This window comes from Planctomycetia bacterium (assembly GCA_015200345.1).
GTDB lineage: Bacteria > Planctomycetota > Phycisphaerae > UBA1845 > UTPLA1 > PLA3.
The window spans coordinates 1,379,283-1,393,974 of sequence record CP054187.1 but is presented as its reverse complement, the minus strand read 5'-3'; the positions used below and the strand labels follow the sequence as shown (position 1 = coordinate 1,393,974).

Annotated in this window: 15 protein-coding genes; 11 read left to right on the top strand and 4 right to left on the bottom strand. The window is 62.6% G+C overall.

Annotated elements, in window-relative coordinates; genetic code table 11:
* Positions 1–186: 186 nt before the first annotated feature.
* The 6 genes from HRU71_05810 to HRU71_05785 all read left to right on the top strand — a co-directional run bounded on the left by HRU71_05810 (position 187) and on the right by HRU71_05785 (position 8,289).
* Positions 187–1,539 (top strand): nucleotide sugar dehydrogenase, encoded by a 1,353-nt coding sequence (locus HRU71_05810; GenBank protein ID QOJ03030.1) that lies wholly within the window; start codon positions 187–189, stop codon positions 1,537–1,539.
* A gap of 61 nt (positions 1,540–1,600) precedes the next feature.
* On the top strand, positions 1,601–2,548 hold the full coding sequence (locus HRU71_05805; GenBank protein ID QOJ03029.1) for an ABC transporter ATP-binding protein: 948 nt from the start codon (positions 1,601–1,603) through the stop codon (positions 2,546–2,548).
* Positions 2,549–2,551: 3 nt separating this feature from the next.
* On the top strand, positions 2,552–3,745 hold the full coding sequence (locus HRU71_05800; protein QOJ03028.1) for an ABC transporter permease: 1,194 nt from the start codon (positions 2,552–2,554) through the stop codon (positions 3,743–3,745).
* A gap of 45 nt (positions 3,746–3,790) precedes the next feature.
* Positions 3,791–5,392 carry a glucose-6-phosphate isomerase gene (locus HRU71_05795; GenBank protein ID QOJ03027.1) on the top strand — a complete coding sequence of 534 codons (1,602 nt, stop codon included), beginning with the start codon at positions 3,791–3,793 and terminating at the stop codon, positions 5,390–5,392.
* Positions 5,393–5,567: 175 nt separating this feature from the next.
* Positions 5,568–6,500, top strand: a complete 933-nt coding sequence (locus HRU71_05790; protein ID QOJ03026.1) for a hypothetical protein — start codon at positions 5,568–5,570, stop codon at positions 6,498–6,500.
* A 40-nt stretch (positions 6,501–6,540) separates the two neighbouring features.
* Positions 6,541–8,289 (top strand): right-handed parallel beta-helix repeat-containing protein, encoded by a 1,749-nt coding sequence (locus HRU71_05785; GenBank protein ID QOJ03025.1) that lies wholly within the window; start codon positions 6,541–6,543, stop codon positions 8,287–8,289.
* 25 nt (positions 8,290–8,314) lie between these two features.
* Here HRU71_05785 and HRU71_05780 read toward each other — a convergent pair whose 3' ends face one another.
* Positions 8,315–8,812 (bottom strand): YfcE family phosphodiesterase, encoded by a 498-nt coding sequence (locus HRU71_05780; protein QOJ03024.1) that lies wholly within the window; start codon positions 8,810–8,812, stop codon positions 8,315–8,317.
* A gap of 109 nt (positions 8,813–8,921) precedes the next feature.
* On the opposite strand from HRU71_05780, the gene HRU71_05775 reads away from it, so the two are divergent.
* From HRU71_05775 to HRU71_05765, 3 genes are all read left to right on the top strand, one after another.
* The gene (locus HRU71_05775) at positions 8,922–9,929 is read left to right on the top strand and encodes a TGS domain-containing protein (GenBank protein ID QOJ03023.1); all 1,008 of its coding nucleotides are present in this window, start codon (positions 8,922–8,924) and stop codon (positions 9,927–9,929) included.
* A 151-nt stretch (positions 9,930–10,080) separates the two neighbouring features.
* Positions 10,081–10,746: an isoprenoid biosynthesis glyoxalase ElbB gene (elbB, locus tag HRU71_05770; GenBank protein ID QOJ03022.1), complete on the top strand. Its 666-nt coding sequence runs from the start codon at positions 10,081–10,083 to the stop codon at positions 10,744–10,746.
* 59 nt (positions 10,747–10,805) lie between these two features.
* Entirely contained in the window at positions 10,806–11,150 is a 345-nt protein-coding gene (locus HRU71_05765; protein QOJ03021.1) for a hypothetical protein, read from the top strand.
* A 4-nt stretch (positions 11,151–11,154) separates the two neighbouring features.
* On the opposite strand, the gene HRU71_05760 is transcribed toward HRU71_05765, so the two are convergent.
* Together HRU71_05760 and HRU71_05755 are read right to left on the bottom strand one after the other, a co-directional pair.
* Positions 11,155–12,477, bottom strand: coding sequence for an SPASM domain-containing protein (locus HRU71_05760; GenBank protein ID QOJ03020.1), 1,323 nt, complete (start codon positions 12,475–12,477; stop codon positions 11,155–11,157).
* Between the two features lie 472 nt (positions 12,478–12,949).
* Positions 12,950–13,309, bottom strand: coding sequence for a hypothetical protein (locus HRU71_05755; GenBank protein ID QOJ03019.1), 360 nt, complete (start codon positions 13,307–13,309; stop codon positions 12,950–12,952).
* Between HRU71_05755 and HRU71_05750 the strand changes: the two genes are divergently transcribed.
* Positions 13,296–13,868 carry a TraR/DksA family transcriptional regulator gene (locus tag HRU71_05750; GenBank protein QOJ03018.1) on the top strand — a complete coding sequence of 191 codons (573 nt, stop codon included), beginning with the start codon at positions 13,296–13,298 and terminating at the stop codon, positions 13,866–13,868. The two genes, HRU71_05755 and HRU71_05750, sit on opposite strands and share 14 nt — an antisense overlap.
* 42 nt (positions 13,869–13,910) lie before the next feature.
* Here HRU71_05750 and HRU71_05745 read toward each other — a convergent pair whose 3' ends face one another.
* Positions 13,911–14,273, bottom strand: a complete 363-nt coding sequence (locus HRU71_05745) for a hypothetical protein (protein QOJ03017.1) — start codon at positions 14,271–14,273, stop codon at positions 13,911–13,913.
* Positions 14,274–14,461: 188 nt separating this feature from the next.
* Here HRU71_05745 and infA point away from each other — a divergent pair, with 188 nt between their 5' ends.
* Complete coding sequence (gene infA / locus HRU71_05740; protein ID QOJ03016.1) at positions 14,462–14,686, top strand: translation initiation factor IF-1; 225 nt, start codon at positions 14,462–14,464, stop codon at positions 14,684–14,686.
* Positions 14,687–14,692 lie beyond the last annotated feature (6 nt).

The following is a 14,692-nucleotide window of genomic DNA, read 5'->3' as shown; positions in this document are numbered from 1 at the left end:
CAGATTATCGGATGCGCCGAACGTCGCTATCACTACGGTTCAAAGGGGGCGTGGGTTCAGTCCGATCAAGTCCGATTAAGGTGGTCGGTCCGCATGGGCGGATGCTTCGCGTCGCTTGTCTGTCCATGCGGCAGCCCTTCTAATGCTCCGTTCGGTCGGCCCTTCCGGAAGCGGAGGGGTCGTCGGATGGCGAAGAATTCACAGGAGACAACTTCCTTGAACAGCAAGGATCTAGAGAAGCGAATTGACTCGCGCCGCGCGCTGGTCGGCGTCATGGGCATGGGTTACGTCGGTCTTCCGCTGGTGCGGACGTTCGGATCGGCGGGGTACAAGTGTCTGGGCTTTGATATAGACGGGTCGAAGGTGAAGCAGCTCAACGCGGGCAAGAGCTACATCAAGCATATCCCGTCGTCGACGATCAGTTCACTGGTTCGCGCCGGTCGGTTTCGCGCGACGGCGGATTTTCGGGAGTTGAGCAAGCCCGACGCGATCATCATCTGCGTGCCGACGCCGCTTTCGAAGAGCCGTGATCCGGACATGAGTTACATCGAATCGACGTCGCGGGCGATCGCGGCGCAGCTTCGCAAGGGGCAGCTCGTCGTGCTGGAGTCGACGACGTATCCCGGCACGACGCGTGAATTGGTCAAGCCGATCCTCGAAGCAGGCAGTGGTCTGAAGGCGGGACGTGATTTTTTCCTCGCGTTCAGTCCCGAGCGCGAAGACCCCGGCCGCAAGGACTACAGCACCGAAACGATACCGAAGGTGGTCGGCGGGAATGATCCGACGAGCAAGCGGCTGGCGGTGAAGCTGTACGCCGGAGCGATCGCGCAGGTCGTGCCCGTGTCGAGTTGCGAAGTGGCGGAGGCGGCCAAGATCGTCGAGAACGTCTACCGCTGCGTGAACATCGCGATGGTCAACGAGTTGAAGATGCTCTTTGACCGGATGGGCATCGACGTTTGGGACGTGATCAACGCGGCAAAGACCAAGCCGTTCGGGTATTCGGCGTTTTATCCCGGGCCTGGTCTGGGCGGGCACTGCATCCCGATCGATCCGTTTTACCTGACGTGGAAGGCGCGGCAGTACGGCGAGCCGACGCGGTTCATCGAACTGGCCGGCGAGATCAACACGCACATGCCGCGGTATGTGATTAATCGGTTGTCCGATGCGTTGAACGATCGGGGCAAGCCGCTTCGCGGATCTCGAATCCTCGTGCTGGGGCTCGCGTACAAGAAGGACGTTGATGATCTGCGGGAAAGCCCGAGCATCGAGTTGATCGAGCTGCTGCGGCATGCCGGCGCGAAGGTTGATTACAACGATCCGCACATTCCGCGCACGCATCGCGGCCGCGAGCACGATCTGCGCATGAAATCGGTGCCGTTGACACCGGCGAATTTGAAGCGCTATGACGCGGTGCTGATTTCCACCGATCACTCGGCCTATGACTACGATGCGATCGTGCGGCATTCGAAACTGGTGATCGACAGCCGCAACGCAACGGCGAAGGTGCGCAGGGGTCGTGAGAAGATCGTGAAAGCATAGGGTCAGTGGTCAGTGACCAGTGGCCGGAGATATCAAGGAGCCGCTCGCGCGGATTACCCGGTTGAGCGTTCTCACCGTATCGCAGCTTGTCAAATCGTACGGATCGAACCGCGCGGTCGACGGCCTGTCGTTTGAGATCGCCGCCGGGGAGGTCTTCGGCCTGCTCGGCCCCAACGGGGCTGGTAAATCGACAACAATCAACATAATTGCCGGCCTGCTCCGGCCTGACGGCGGGACGGTCACGCTCGGCAGCGCGTCGGCGGAGGATCGGGTTCCGCTTGGCGGCGCGGCCTACAAGCGCCGCATCGGCTACGTGCAGCAGGAGATCAGCCTCGCCGATCGCATGACCGGTCGGGAGAATCTCTGGTTCGTCGGGCGGTTGTACGATCTGCATGGCGCGGCGCTGGCTCGGCGCATCGATGAGCTTCTCGAAGCCGTGGGTCTGATCGATCGCGGCGACGATCTGGTGGGCACGTGGTCGGGCGGGATGAAGCGGCGGCTGAACATCGCGGCGGCGCTGCTGCACGATCCGCGTCTGGTGCTGCTCGACGAGCCGACGGCGGGCGTCGATCCGCAGGCGCGGGCATACATTTTTGAGATTGTGGAGGGTCTGGCGTCGTCGGGCCGTGCGGTGTTGTACACGACGCATTACATGGAAGAAGCGCAGCGATTGTGTCACCGCACGGCGATCATCGATCACGGAAAGCTGCTGGCGCAGGGGACGCTGGCGGAGCTGACGCGCGGCAGTGGGATCAAGCGGGACCTGGAGCTGTGCGCGCCGGACCTGACGGCGGCGCGGATGGGCGAACTGGCGCGGCGCCTCGGCGACGTGGCCTGGACGCTGGAATCGGACACCGCGCACATTGTCGTTCGCGACGCAGGTCAGACCATCGCGCTGGCGGCGCGCTGCGCGGATGAGCTGGGCATTCATCCGACGTCGATCAGCCTGCGCGAGCCGAATCTGGAGACGGTGTTCCTCGAACTGACCGGCCGCGCGCTGCGCGATTAACTCATGTCACACGCACGGATCATCGGGACGATCGCTTGGAAACATTTTCGGATTCTTTCGCGCTCGCGCGCGACGCTGGCGGTCATCTTCCTGCCGGGCATCGTGCTGTATTCGATCTTCACGCAGATTTTCGCCGGGCCGGCGGGTCGCCCGTTCAAGGTCGCCGTGATCGACCACGACCGCACGCCGCAGTCGCAGTTGCTCTTAGACACCTTGAAGGAAGAGCGTGTGAAAGTCATCACGACGCGAAACGAAGCGCCCGACGGCGAGCCGCTCACGGAGCAGAGTGTGCAGGAGGCGATCCGCCGCGAGGGCAAGTTTCGCGTGGCGCTGGTCATTCCCAAAGGCTACGGCCTGGCGCCGAACGTGCTGTCCGGCCCGGCGCATCGCGGCATCGTGATGTACTACGACGAAACGCAGGACAGCGAGGCGGACATTGTCATCGGCCTCGTGCAGATGGCGGCGGGGCGAAATGTCTTCGAGCAGTTGTTCGGTGTTCGTCGCAAAGAAGGTGAGTCCGCAACGACCGGGCCGGCCCGGCCGCAAGCGCTGATTCAGGTCGACCGGCGCGGCGTGGCGATTCAGCGGATGGTGGTCGCGTCGAAGCATACGTTTCTCGCGGGCATCGTGCCGATGTTCCTGCTGTTTCTCTCGACCGGTGCGGGGCGGGGGTTGTTGGAAGAAATCACCAGCGGCACGATCCGCCGGCAACTGGCTGCGCCGATCCATCCGGTGCACATCGTCATGGGGCAGCAACTGTTCGCGGTCACGCTCGGTCTCGTGCATTGTTACGTCATGTACCTTTACGCGTGGGCGGTGTTCGGCGTCGCCATCTGGGACATGACCGGCGGTCTGTTTGTGTTGACGCTTGCCACGTGCATGGCGACGACGGCGTTCGGGCTGCTGCTCGGCGCGATCTCGCGCACCTACGAGCAGCTCGACTCCATCGGCACGATGGTGAACCTCGCCATGAGCGCCATCGGCGGCAGCATGGTTCCGCGCTGGATCATGCCCGACTTCATGCAGAAGCTCGGGCTGCTCACGATCAACGGCTGGTCCTACGACGGCTTCATCGCGCTGATTCGCAACGAGGGACTGGGTGGGATTCTGCCCGAAGCGGCCGTGCTGGTCGGCATGGCCGCGGCGTTCGCTGGCGTCGGTTGCACGCTGTTGACGCGGCGTTTGCGCGCGGCGTGACGCCCCTTGCCCGCGCAGGTAGGCTTTTCGATCACGAGGTGCGATATGGACGCGCGCGATCGCTGGCGACGGTTCAATCAATTCTGGTGCTGCATCCCAGGCCTGGATATTTCGCTCGACGTCAGTCGAATGCCGATGGACGAAGCGTTCGTTCGGCGGATGGGTCCGGCGATGACCCGTGCGTTCGATGAAATGGCGGCGCTGGAGTCCGGCACGATCGCCAACCGCGATGAGAATCGCATGGTAGGCCATTACTGGCTGCGCGCGCCGGACCTCGCGCCGTCGGCGGAGATCGCCCGCGTCATTCGCGCGTCGATCGTCGCGGTGCAGAAGTTCGCCGAGGACGTTCATGCAGGGCGCGTTCGACCGGCCGGTGCGCCGCGCTTTGCGCAACTGCTTTGCATCGGGATCGGCGGCTCGGCGCTGGGTCCGATGCTCGTCGCCGATGCGCTGGGTCACCCATCGCGCGACAAGCTAACGCCGCACTTCCTCGACAACACCGATCCCGACGGCATCGCGCGTGTGCTGGCAGGCTTGAGCGGCCGCCTTGGGGAGACGCTCTGCATCGTCACGTCCAAGAGCGGCGGCACGCCCGAAACGCGCAACGCGATGTTGCTGGTGGACGCGGCCTATCGCGCGGCGGGATTGTCATTCGCACAACATGCCGTCGCCATCACGATGCCCGGCTCGGCGATGGACCAGCACGCCAAGCAGCAGCAATGGCTGGCGCGGTTTGAGATGTTCGATTGGGTCGGCGGGCGGACAAGCGTCACGTCGGCGGTGGGCCTGCTGCCCGCGGCGCTTCAGGGGCTGGACATCACGGCAATGCTGGAAGGCGCGAGGCTTTGCGATGCCGCGACGCGCATCAGCGACCCGATGAAGAACCCTGCCGCGCTCATGGCACTAGCCTGGCACGCGGCGACCGACGGCCGCGGGTCGCGGGACATGGTCGTGCTTCCGTACAAGGATCGGCTGCTGCTATTGGGGCGCTATTTGCAGCAGCTCATCATGGAGTCGCTGGGCAAGCGGCTGGACCGCGACGGGAAGACGGTCGAACAGGGGTTGACGGTTTACGGCAACAAGGGTTCGACCGATCAGCACGCGTATGTGCAGCAGCTTCGCGACGGCGTGGCGAATTTCTTCGTGACGTTTGTGCGCGTGCTGGACAGCGGCGGGGATTCGCTCGAAGTGCAGCCCGGCGCGACGAGCGGCGACTATTTGCACGGCTTCCTGCTCGGCACGCGCGAGGCGCTGTCGGATCGCGGTCGGCCGTCGATGATGATCACGCTGCCGCGCGTGGAAGCGCGCAGCCTGGGGGCGCTCATCGCCCTGTTCGAGCGAGCGGTGGGTCTATACGCGAGCCTGGTGAACATTAACGCATACGATCAGCCGGGCGTCGAAGCGGGCAAGAAGGCGGCGGCCACGGTGCTGGCGTTGCAGGGGCGGGTTTTCGCGTCGCTGAAGGGCGAACCGCGGACGGCGGAGGAACTCGCCCGGACGTTGAATCCTTCCGACGCTGCGGGCGATCTGGAAACAATTTATTTGATATTGGAGCACCTTGCGGCGCGCGGATTGGCACGACGCGTCGAGGGCCATTCGCCGGAATCGGCGAGGTTCGAGCGCGGGTCCGATAAAGGACAAGGTTGACGGGGGGGGGGCGGCGCGGTAGGATAAAGCCGTAATCACTTGCACTTGCATCTGATTCGGCAGTCGAAGTATGACAAAAGTCGAGATGGGCTTGCGGGCACGGTCCGATTCGTCTGGAGGGTCGGCTAGCAGGGTGCGGCCCGCCAACTTCGCAGCGGCTCTTTCAATCCTGGGCTTGCTTGTCGTCTCTGCGTGGGCGGAGGACTACCACGAGACCTTTGACGGTTTCCCTGAACCTGCCGCCCTTTCGATGGCCGGATGGTCGCTGGTTACCGGCACGAACAACCCGACGACCGTTTCGACGGATTTCACGATCAACAACAATCAGAACGTCAATAAGATCACCGCTCTGAATGACTTCGGCTCGCAGTTCACGTCGGGCCACGTATTCCTGGAACACGACTATTGGACAGGCGCTCCGGGGGACAACGGAAATGATCCCAACAACTTCGGCCGCGGCGACGCCCTTCTCTGGACGACGGAGCCGATCACGCAAAACGGCATCGCGGCGATCAACCTCAACGGCGCCTACGTGGCCATCGACTACTCCCACGGCAGTCCGACGGCCAGCGGGCCATCCTTTCAATTCGCGTTCCGATTGTGCGGGGGGGCGTGGTACGTCTACGAAACCCCGAAGCTGGGCATGACGACGGCGATGGTCACCCACGCCATGATGTCCACCGACCCGCTCGACAACACGTTCACCTTCATCCCGCTCATTTATGAGCCGAGCAATTCCTTCAACCCGGACGCGCGATTGATTCCGAACGACTCTCTGGCGCGTGAGCTCACGACGCAGGAGCTGTCCTGCATTGATGCCGTCGGCATCTACGTCTATCCCGGCGGGGACGCCCTCCCGGCTCGCTTCGACAACTACTCGATCACCGGCTTCACGGTCGTGCCCCTGCCGCCTCGGGCCGGCGACCTCAACTGCGACGGGAAGGTGAACGGCTCCGATGTGAATGCCTTCATCCTGAAGCTGATCGATGCCGCAGGTTACGACGCCCAATTCCCATACTGCGATTCGTCAAACGGCGACACCAATGCGAGCGGTGCGGTGGATGTGGAAGACGTTCCCGGCCTGGTGACGCTCTTGCTGCAATCGTAGCCCCCGGCGGGAATCCTCTATCGAAAGGAGCGAAATCGAGATGGTGTTGAGAAGCCCAATTCTTGGCGGAAGCAAACGAGAGAAGGGATCATCCCGGGGTTCTCGCTTCCTCCTCCTGGGCGGCCTGCTGGTTGTTTCAACCCTCGGCGTGCGCGATGCCATGGCGAGTGTAATCTACGTGGACGACTCGGCGACGGGCGCGAATTCCGGCCAGAACTGGACGGATGCCTACGTCAATCTGTCGGCGGCGCTGGGCACGGCCGCGGCGGGAGACGAAGTCTGGGTGGCAGAGGGGACGTATTTATCCGGCGGTGGGATCACGTTGCCGAGCGGTGTGGTACTTTATGGCGGCTTTGCCGGGAACGAGTCCGCCGCCAATCAGCGCAACTGGAATGTTCACATCACGACCATCGCGGGGCCGGGCTTCCCCGGGAACGACGGCAGCGTGCTGATCGCGACCGGAACGGCTTCGGGAACGATCCTGGACGGGTTCACCATCACGGACGGCTACCCGGTTTTCGCACCCGGCGGGGGTTTGTACGTAAACGGTGGATGGATGACGGTCCGCCATTGCGTGTTTCAGAATAATTACCTCGGCTGGTCGTACGGAGCCGGTCTGTGTGCTACGAATGCGACGCTAATAGTTGAAAATTGTATTTTTTCCGGCAACTACAGCCATCTGGGAAGTGGCGGAGGGATGGCCCTGACCGGCGCGACCGCGGCCACGATCACGGATTGCGTTTTTTCTGGTAATACCGTTGTAACCGCCGGCAGCGGAGGCGAGGGACAGGGGGCCGGGATTTATAACGAATCGAGTCTGCCGGTCAGTGTGACGCGTTGCACGTTCGACGGGAACATCGGACGGCCGTTTTTTGTCTGCCAGAATTCCTCCCAATACGCATACGGAGGCGGAATCGACAGTGTATCCAGCGGGCTGACGGTCCGCGACTGCGTGTTTCGCAACAACCAGGCGCACTATGGGGCGGGTATCTTCGCCTGGGGAAACACCACAATCATCAACTCGGTGTTCCACCACAATACCGCGACGGTCATGTGCGTGAATGACTTTATCAGCGCCGGCGGCGAGGGCGCGGCGGTGGGCGGCTTGACGTTCAGTCCCGCTACGATCAACGTCATCAACTGCACGATCGCGGCCAACACCGGCAGAGAGGGCGTCGGCTTGATTACGTACAATGCCATGAACGCCAATCTGCGAAACACAATCGTCTGGGGCAACATAGCTAATGGAGAAGACATTGCCCCGATCGACGGACAAATCAAGGGCAATTTGAATTCTCAATACAGTTGCATCCAGCATCTGCTTGAACCGATCCCCGGCGAGGATCCGCCTGATCCGGCGAATTATCCCGGCTGCCTTGACACGAATCCGCAACTTGTCAGCGTGGCAACTGGGAACCTTCGCCTGGCCGCCGTCTCCCCGTGCATTGATGCGGGCAAGAACGCGTTTGTGCCGGTGGGCGTTGTCACCGATCTCGACGGAGCACCGCGCTTCAGCGACGTGGCAAGCGTTCCCGATACCGGCGTGGGCACGCCGCCGATCGTGGACATGGGCGCCTACGAGCGTCCATCGCTTCTTCTGGGCGATTTGAACTGCGACGGCGTGATAAACATGCAGGATGTGCCGCTGTTTGTTCTGGCGTTGGTCGATCCGGCGGCCTACACCACGGGACAGCCAAACTGCGACGTCCTGCGAGCGGACATGAACTCCGATGGCTTGGCAAATGGGCGTGATACGCAAGGGTTCATCACCGCTTTGACCGGACCATGAAGAATGAACTGCTGCGGACGAAGGTTCAAACCGGCCGTCCGGTGTCCAGCCGCAATACCGTCAACTTGTCCGTCGATGGATCGAGCGTGGCCACCGTATGCGGCCGGGCGCGGTAGAGCGCGCCGGGGTTGATCAGCCGCGTGCGGCCGATGCGCGTGTCGGCGTAGCGATGGGTGTGGCCGTAGAGGATGTAATCGAAATGGTCGCTCCCGGCGGCAGCGTGAAATTCTTCCTCGTGTCCGTGAAAGGCTGCAATTGATTTGCCGGCGATGTAGAGCGTGAGTCGGCCGTTGGGGACCGGCAGACCGATGTCGCGGACGTACTTGTTCATCGCGGCATCGGGGTGGTCGCAATTTCCCCAGACGAAGTAGCAATCCAGTCCGGCGAGCGCGTCGAGGACGCCCGTGCCGCACAGATCGCCGCAGTGAATGAATCGCGTCGCGCCGCTTTCGCGCAGCAATTCGATGGCGCGTTGCGTGGCGTGGACGTCGCCGTGGCTGTCAGACAGGATTCCCAGAATCATTTCGCCGCTGCTTTCCCCCCGGTGGATGGAACGCCATTCGGACGGTACAACCATTCTAATGGCGCGTGCCTCGCTTTTGCACGCGTACAGCACGGGGTACGATGCATGCATGGCCGTCAATCAATCACCGATGTACAACAAGGCCGAGGAGCGTTATCGCAATGCGTCCTCGCCGGCGGAGAAGGTGGCCGCGCTGGAGGAAATGCTCCGGCTGGTGCCCAAGCACAAGGCCAGCGAGAAACTCCAGGCCGCGTTGAAACAGAAACTCTCGGCGGCGCGCGAAGCGGCCGCATCGGCTCATAAACACAAGTCCGGCGGCGGGCAGCACGACGCGTTCAGCGTGCCAAAACAGGGGGCCGGCCAGGTCGTGTTGATGGGTGCGGCCAACGTCGGAAAGAGTTCGATCGTGGGGGCGCTGACCAGTGCGAAAGTGGAAATCGCCGATTACCCGTTCTCGACGCATGCGGCCGTGCCGGGCATGGCGCATCACGAGGATGTTCCGATCCAGTTGGTGGACATGCCGCCGATCATGGCGGGGCATGTGCAGCCGGGGATGATGGGGGCATTTCGTGCGGCGGACGTATTGCTGATCACGGTGGATTTGTCTGCGATCGAGTTGATCGAGCAATATGAGCAGTGCCTGACGTTGCTGGCGTCGCATGGGGTGCGGCCGGTGTCGGAGGCGATTCTGGAGTTCGACGAGGACGAATCGGCGGCGGTGCCGAAACGGGCGATCCTTGCGGCGAACAAGCTGGATACGCCGGGGGCGCGGGATAATCTCGACGGATTTCGAGAATTGACCGGCTGCCCGCTGAAGATCGTGCCGGTGTCGGCGACGAGCGGCGAGGGTCTGCCGGAGATGATGGCGGCGGTGTTTGAACTTCTCAACGTCATTCGCGTCTATGCGAAGAAGCCGGGCAAACCGGTGGACAAGTCGTCGCCGTTCATTCTTCCGGTCGGCGCGACAATCCACGATTTGGCGGTGCATATTCATAAGGATCTTGCGGAGAAGTTAAGCGGCGCGAGAATCTGGGGCGGCACGGTTCACGATGGGCAACTTGTGACCGCAACGCATGTGTTGACGGACAAGAACGTGGTAGAATTGCACGAGAAGTAAGTTGGAGGCCGCGTCGCGGAGGCACGAAGGCATGGAGGGAACAGAGAAATGGGAGCGGGGCGTCGTGGGCGTCGTGGGCGTCGTGGGCGCCGCTCACCATTGAGTTGCAGGTGCGCCCGAACGCACCGTAAGAGGCATGTGGAGAGGCGTCATGAATAAAATTGCTGTTTGTCTAAGTGGCTGCGGCGTCTTCGACGGCGCCGAGATTCACGAATCCGTCCTGACGCTGCTGGCCATTGACCAGTCCGGCGCGAAGGCGATCTGCTGCGCGCCCGACGTCCCCCAGGCCGGCGTCGTGAATCATCTGACGAACAAGCCCGGCGAAGGTTCACGGAACGTGTTGGTTGAGTCGGCGCGGATTGCACGCGGCGACATCAGGAATCTTAAGGACGTTCATGCGGCAGAGATTGACGCGCTGATTTTCCCCGGGGGCTTCGGGGTGGCGAAGAACCTTTGCACTTTCGCCGTCGACGGCCCGAAATGCCGCGTCAACCCCGAGGTCGAACGACTCGTCGGCGAGATGCTGGCCGCGAGGAAACCGATCGGCGCGATCTGCATCGCGCCGGCCGCGCTGGCGCGCGTCCTCGGCGGACGGGACCTTCACGCGAAGCTTACGATCGGCAACGACGCCGGCACGGCCGCCGCCATTGGTGAAATGGGCTGCGAGCATGTGGTTTGCGCCGCGCGGGAAATCGTCGTCGATGAGCGGCATAAGATCGTGAGCACGCCGGCCTACATGCTTGGCAAGGGTCCGGCCGAAGTGTTCGAGGGGATTCGCAAGACGGTGAACGAGGTGCTGCGCTTGTGCAGCGCGTGACGCGTCGGAGGACGGGGCACGCTGCGACCAGGGCGCGAGCATGGTACGGAGGCGGAGGGATGCGCGGAATCAACGCGGAGTGGGAAATCAGCGTCCAGCAGGCCCGGCAGATGCTTGATGCCGGTGACGGATGTGTGCTGCTCGACGTGCGCAATCCGGATGAGCACGCGACGTGCCGCATCCAAGGGGCCGTGCCGATGCCGCTGCCGGACCTGGCGAATCGGCTGGATGAGCTGCGCGACCTTGCATCGGGAAAGACGGTCATCGTGCATTGCCACCACGGCGTGCGCAGTCTGAAGGCTGCGGCCATGCTGCGCGAAGCCGGTCTGGGACCGGTCAAGAGCATGGCCGGCGGCATCGATGCGTGGTCGCTGGAGATCGATCCATCGGTGCCGCGATACTGACGCCTCACACCGAGGCCATCTCGCCGCTGGGCAGGCCCACCTGCGTGACCGAGACAGGCCGGAAGTGCGGATGCTTGGGGATCGGCCGGCCGTCGGCGCCCAGTTCGTAATGCTCTTCCCATTTGAGATGGTTGGCCATCTTGAACGGCGTGTCCGACGTGGTTTCAAAAATGGCCGGGCATCCGTAACAGAAGTGATCCTTCAGCGCCGGGTCGTGCAGCACCGATTGCGGGTTCGAAACCATCCGCCGGGCCTGGCGATATTTTTCGTTGTTCCAGACTTCGCGCACGCTGGTCTGGAAGACGTTGCCCAGCACCCGCGCGTCGTCGCTCGCCGTGTATTGCTGACCGATGCGGTACGTGCAGCACGGAATCACGTCGCCGTTGTACTTGATGACGATGTTCCCGTGCGGCCAGTAGCATTGCGGGATGCGTTTGTTCTCGCGCGGACCGATGATTCGGAACGTGCCGGGGTCGCGATCGACGTAATTTCCCAAGTCGCCCCAAAAATCGGTGAACTGATCGATGCCCCAGCCAAGCAGCAGATTGCGAGCCGGCTCCAGCTCATCCACGTTGTGTTGAAACTTGATGTATTGCACTTCGATTTTCGGGTATGTGCGGCCCAATTCGCGGCGGAACCTGCACATCCGTTCGAGGTTATTCAGCACGCGCTCGATCCGCCCGCCGACCCGCGTCAACTCGTACTTCTTCTGCGACAGGCCGTCCACGCAGACAGTCAGGTGCGTCAGGCCGCTGTCGATCATGCGCTTGAGCCGCGCGTCGGTCAGCGAGAAGCTGAAATTCGTGCTGATGTGTACGTTCAGCTTCGCGTCACGCGCGATCGAGCACATCTCGTCCAGGTCCGGATGAACGAGCGGGTCGCCCACGTAGTACAGCGAAACGGCCGACGCCTTGCCGCGGATTTCGTCGATGATTCGCCGGAACTGCTCGACGCTCATGCGATGCTGCGGCTTGAATTCCTGTTTCTCCAGTTGCGGATCGCCGTGCGGATCGGCGTGGACGCAGGTCGTGCAACTCAAATTGCACATCGGCGAGATGTCGATCTTCACGATGACCGGCAGGGCGTGCATCCGCTCGCTCTTGAGGAAAAACTGCACGCCGGTCGTCGCCATGTTCATCAAGCGGCGGAACGTGAGCTGCTCGACGAACCAGCCGCTGCGCCGCAGCGCACCATGGATCATCTGATGCATGTAGGCGCCACGCTTGGCCACGCGCTGCAACAGGCGGATCGGGTTGAGCCGCGTCCCTAGGCCCGAGCGCGCCGCGGCGCCGGTTCCTCTTCCGATGTCATCTTTGTGCGCAATCATGCCGCCCGCCTCACCCCTCCAACGAGTCACGACGTTCTTTCCTGACCGCCGTCGGAGAATTCACAACAGGCCGCGTCGGTCGCGAACCGACTGACGGGTTTCTCAAGTTGGCTGGACCGGGGGCCGAGTGCGCAACGCAGCGCGAATTGACGCAGTCAGGCCTCGTCAGCATTCGCCGGCGCCCATTGCCTCTTCCCGTTCCTGACCCGCCTCAATTCTATGAGTTGCCGCGCAGCGCGGCAAGAAATCGCTTGCCCGAATATCGGCTAAACCGGTTCTTTGCAAGCTTTTATCCTGATGGTTCCGTGCGAAGGCTTATCGCACCTTCCGACGAATGGGTACGGAATGGGCGCGCAGGCGAGGCCGGGCACGCTGCCGCAGCCGTCCAACGTGGCGTCATAACTGGGTACAAAATAAGCACTTGACTTGGAAGGGCTTGGATAGGATTCTTTTGCGTCCCGTTTTCGGGCGACTACACTCTCGGACTGCCAGGGGGCGCCGGCTTGATGCGCCGTGCGCTCGGGCAGGCGTGCGAGCGACCGGCGGGGACGTCGAACGGGGTATTAGTTCCATGGGGGTTCGGGTAAGCGAGCGTCTTCCGCCCGTCGATCTGGGCCGGGATGGCGGAATCGAGCGGTAGCATGGCAACGAAGAAACCCACGAAGAAGAAAACGCCGACGGCAAAGGCTGTCAAGCCGGCGGCACGCGCCAAGTCGGCAGAACCCAAAGCGGCAACAAGACCGAAACCCGCGAAAGTGGTCAAGCCTTCGAAACCGGCGGCCCGATCGAAACCCGAAACGCGCATCGAGCCAAAGCCCGTGGCAGCGACCAAGGCCGTCGCCGTGGAGAAACCGGCGCCCGCGCCGAAAGCGCCGCGGAAAACCGAGTCGCGCCGCGTGGCGGTGGCTCAATATGGGCCGGAAGACCTGCGGCCCGCGTCGCGCGAATCGGCTGCCGCCGGCGTTGCCGTGGAAGGGACGCCGGCCAAACTGCAGAAGCCCGCGGTCGATGCCGAGTGGATGGCAACAATCCGCGAGGCCATGGTGCAGCAGCGCCACGAGCTTCTGTCGGTCGTGTCGTCCACGCAAGCGCAGATGGCGGAGAAGGCCGGCGATCTCCCTGATGTCAGCGATCGCGCATCGGAAGGGTTTGAAGACGAACTGGCAGTCGGGCTGATCGCCATTGAGGCCGCCAAGCTCGATGACATCGAGGCCGCGATCAAACGAATCGACGACGGCAGTTACGGTCTGTGCATCGATTGCGGCAAGGCGATCCCGCGAAAGCGGCTTGAAGTCCTTCCGTTCGCGCGGCGGTGCCTGGCCTGCGCCGGCGAGTCCGAACGGCGCGTGCGCGAAATGGAAGAGATCGAAGACGAAGACGACAACGACTAACGGTTCGGCCGCGAACCGGCAGGCGCTGATCGCCCGCGCGTCCTATTGCTTCTTCATCGTGATCTTCTTGCCATCCTGACGCAGTTCGAGTTTCGGCCCCATCATCAGGTAGGTCGCGCCGTACTTGCGCTCCGGCTTGCCGGGCGTGACAAGCTTCAGGTTCATGCCGTCGAATTGATAGGTGCCGGCCAGACGCACGTTCTCATTGCCCTGTTTGGCGACCGCCGTGTAGCTGCCGTCTTCCTTGAATTGGGCATTGGTAATGTAGAACGGCTCGTCCTTCGGCTCGGGATCGGTCTTCCAGGTTCCAACGATCGCCTGGCTGCAACCGCTGGCGAGGACGAGGAACCCCAGCGCCGCCATCGCGCCTTGCATCCATCCCTTGATGATTCGTGAACTCGACATGTCAGGACCCTCGCATGAAGAAAAACGCAGAGCGGACCATCCGCCGCACGGCATCAAGCTAGTCCCCGCGCCGGAGCTTGTCAAAGCCGTGCGGCTTGTCGGCGCCACGGAGGGCGGTTAGCATGAATTCCCGCGGATCCAGCACAACACCGGCGAGCCGACGCTCGCTCCGGATGCCAAAGGAGTTTATGTCCAAGTCGGAAGTGATCGAAGTCGAGGCCCAGGTCGTCCAGGCGCTGCCGAACACCATGTTTCGCTGCGAGTTCGAACTGGGCGGCAAGAAGCACACGGTGCTGACCCACATCGCGGGGCGGCTCCGAAAGAATTTCATTCGCATTCTCCCGGGCGACAACGTCCGCCTGGAGCTAAGCCCCTACGACCTCACCCGCGGCCGCATCACCCGGCGGCTCTAATCCGTC

Bases quoted from the DNA above. Each gene is read 5' to 3' on its own strand.
- HRU71_05810 (QOJ03030.1), top strand. From the start codon at position 187: ATGGCGAAGAATTCACAGGAGACAACTTCCTTGAACAGCAAGGATCTA.
- HRU71_05800 (QOJ03028.1), top strand. From the start codon at position 2,552: ATGTCACACGCACGGATCATCGGGACGATCGCTTGGAAACATTTTCGG.
- HRU71_05795 (QOJ03027.1), top strand. From the start codon at position 3,791: ATGGACGCGCGCGATCGCTGGCGACGGTTCAATCAATTCTGGTGCTGC.
- HRU71_05785 (QOJ03025.1), top strand. From the start codon at position 6,541: ATGGTGTTGAGAAGCCCAATTCTTGGCGGAAGCAAACGAGAGAAGGGA.
- HRU71_05780 (QOJ03024.1), bottom strand. From the start codon at position 8,812: ATGATTCTGGGAATCCTGTCTGACAGCCACGGCGACGTCCACGCCACG.
- HRU71_05775 (QOJ03023.1), top strand. From the start codon at position 8,922: ATGGCCGTCAATCAATCACCGATGTACAACAAGGCCGAGGAGCGTTAT.
- elbB (QOJ03022.1), top strand. From the start codon at position 10,081: ATGAATAAAATTGCTGTTTGTCTAAGTGGCTGCGGCGTCTTCGACGGC.
- HRU71_05765 (QOJ03021.1), top strand. From the start codon at position 10,806: ATGCGCGGAATCAACGCGGAGTGGGAAATCAGCGTCCAGCAGGCCCGG.
- HRU71_05760 (QOJ03020.1), bottom strand. From the start codon at position 12,477: ATGATTGCGCACAAAGATGACATCGGAAGAGGAACCGGCGCCGCGGCG.
- HRU71_05745 (QOJ03017.1), bottom strand. From the start codon at position 14,273: ATGTCGAGTTCACGAATCATCAAGGGATGGATGCAAGGCGCGATGGCG.
- infA (QOJ03016.1), top strand. From the start codon at position 14,462: ATGTCCAAGTCGGAAGTGATCGAAGTCGAGGCCCAGGTCGTCCAGGCG.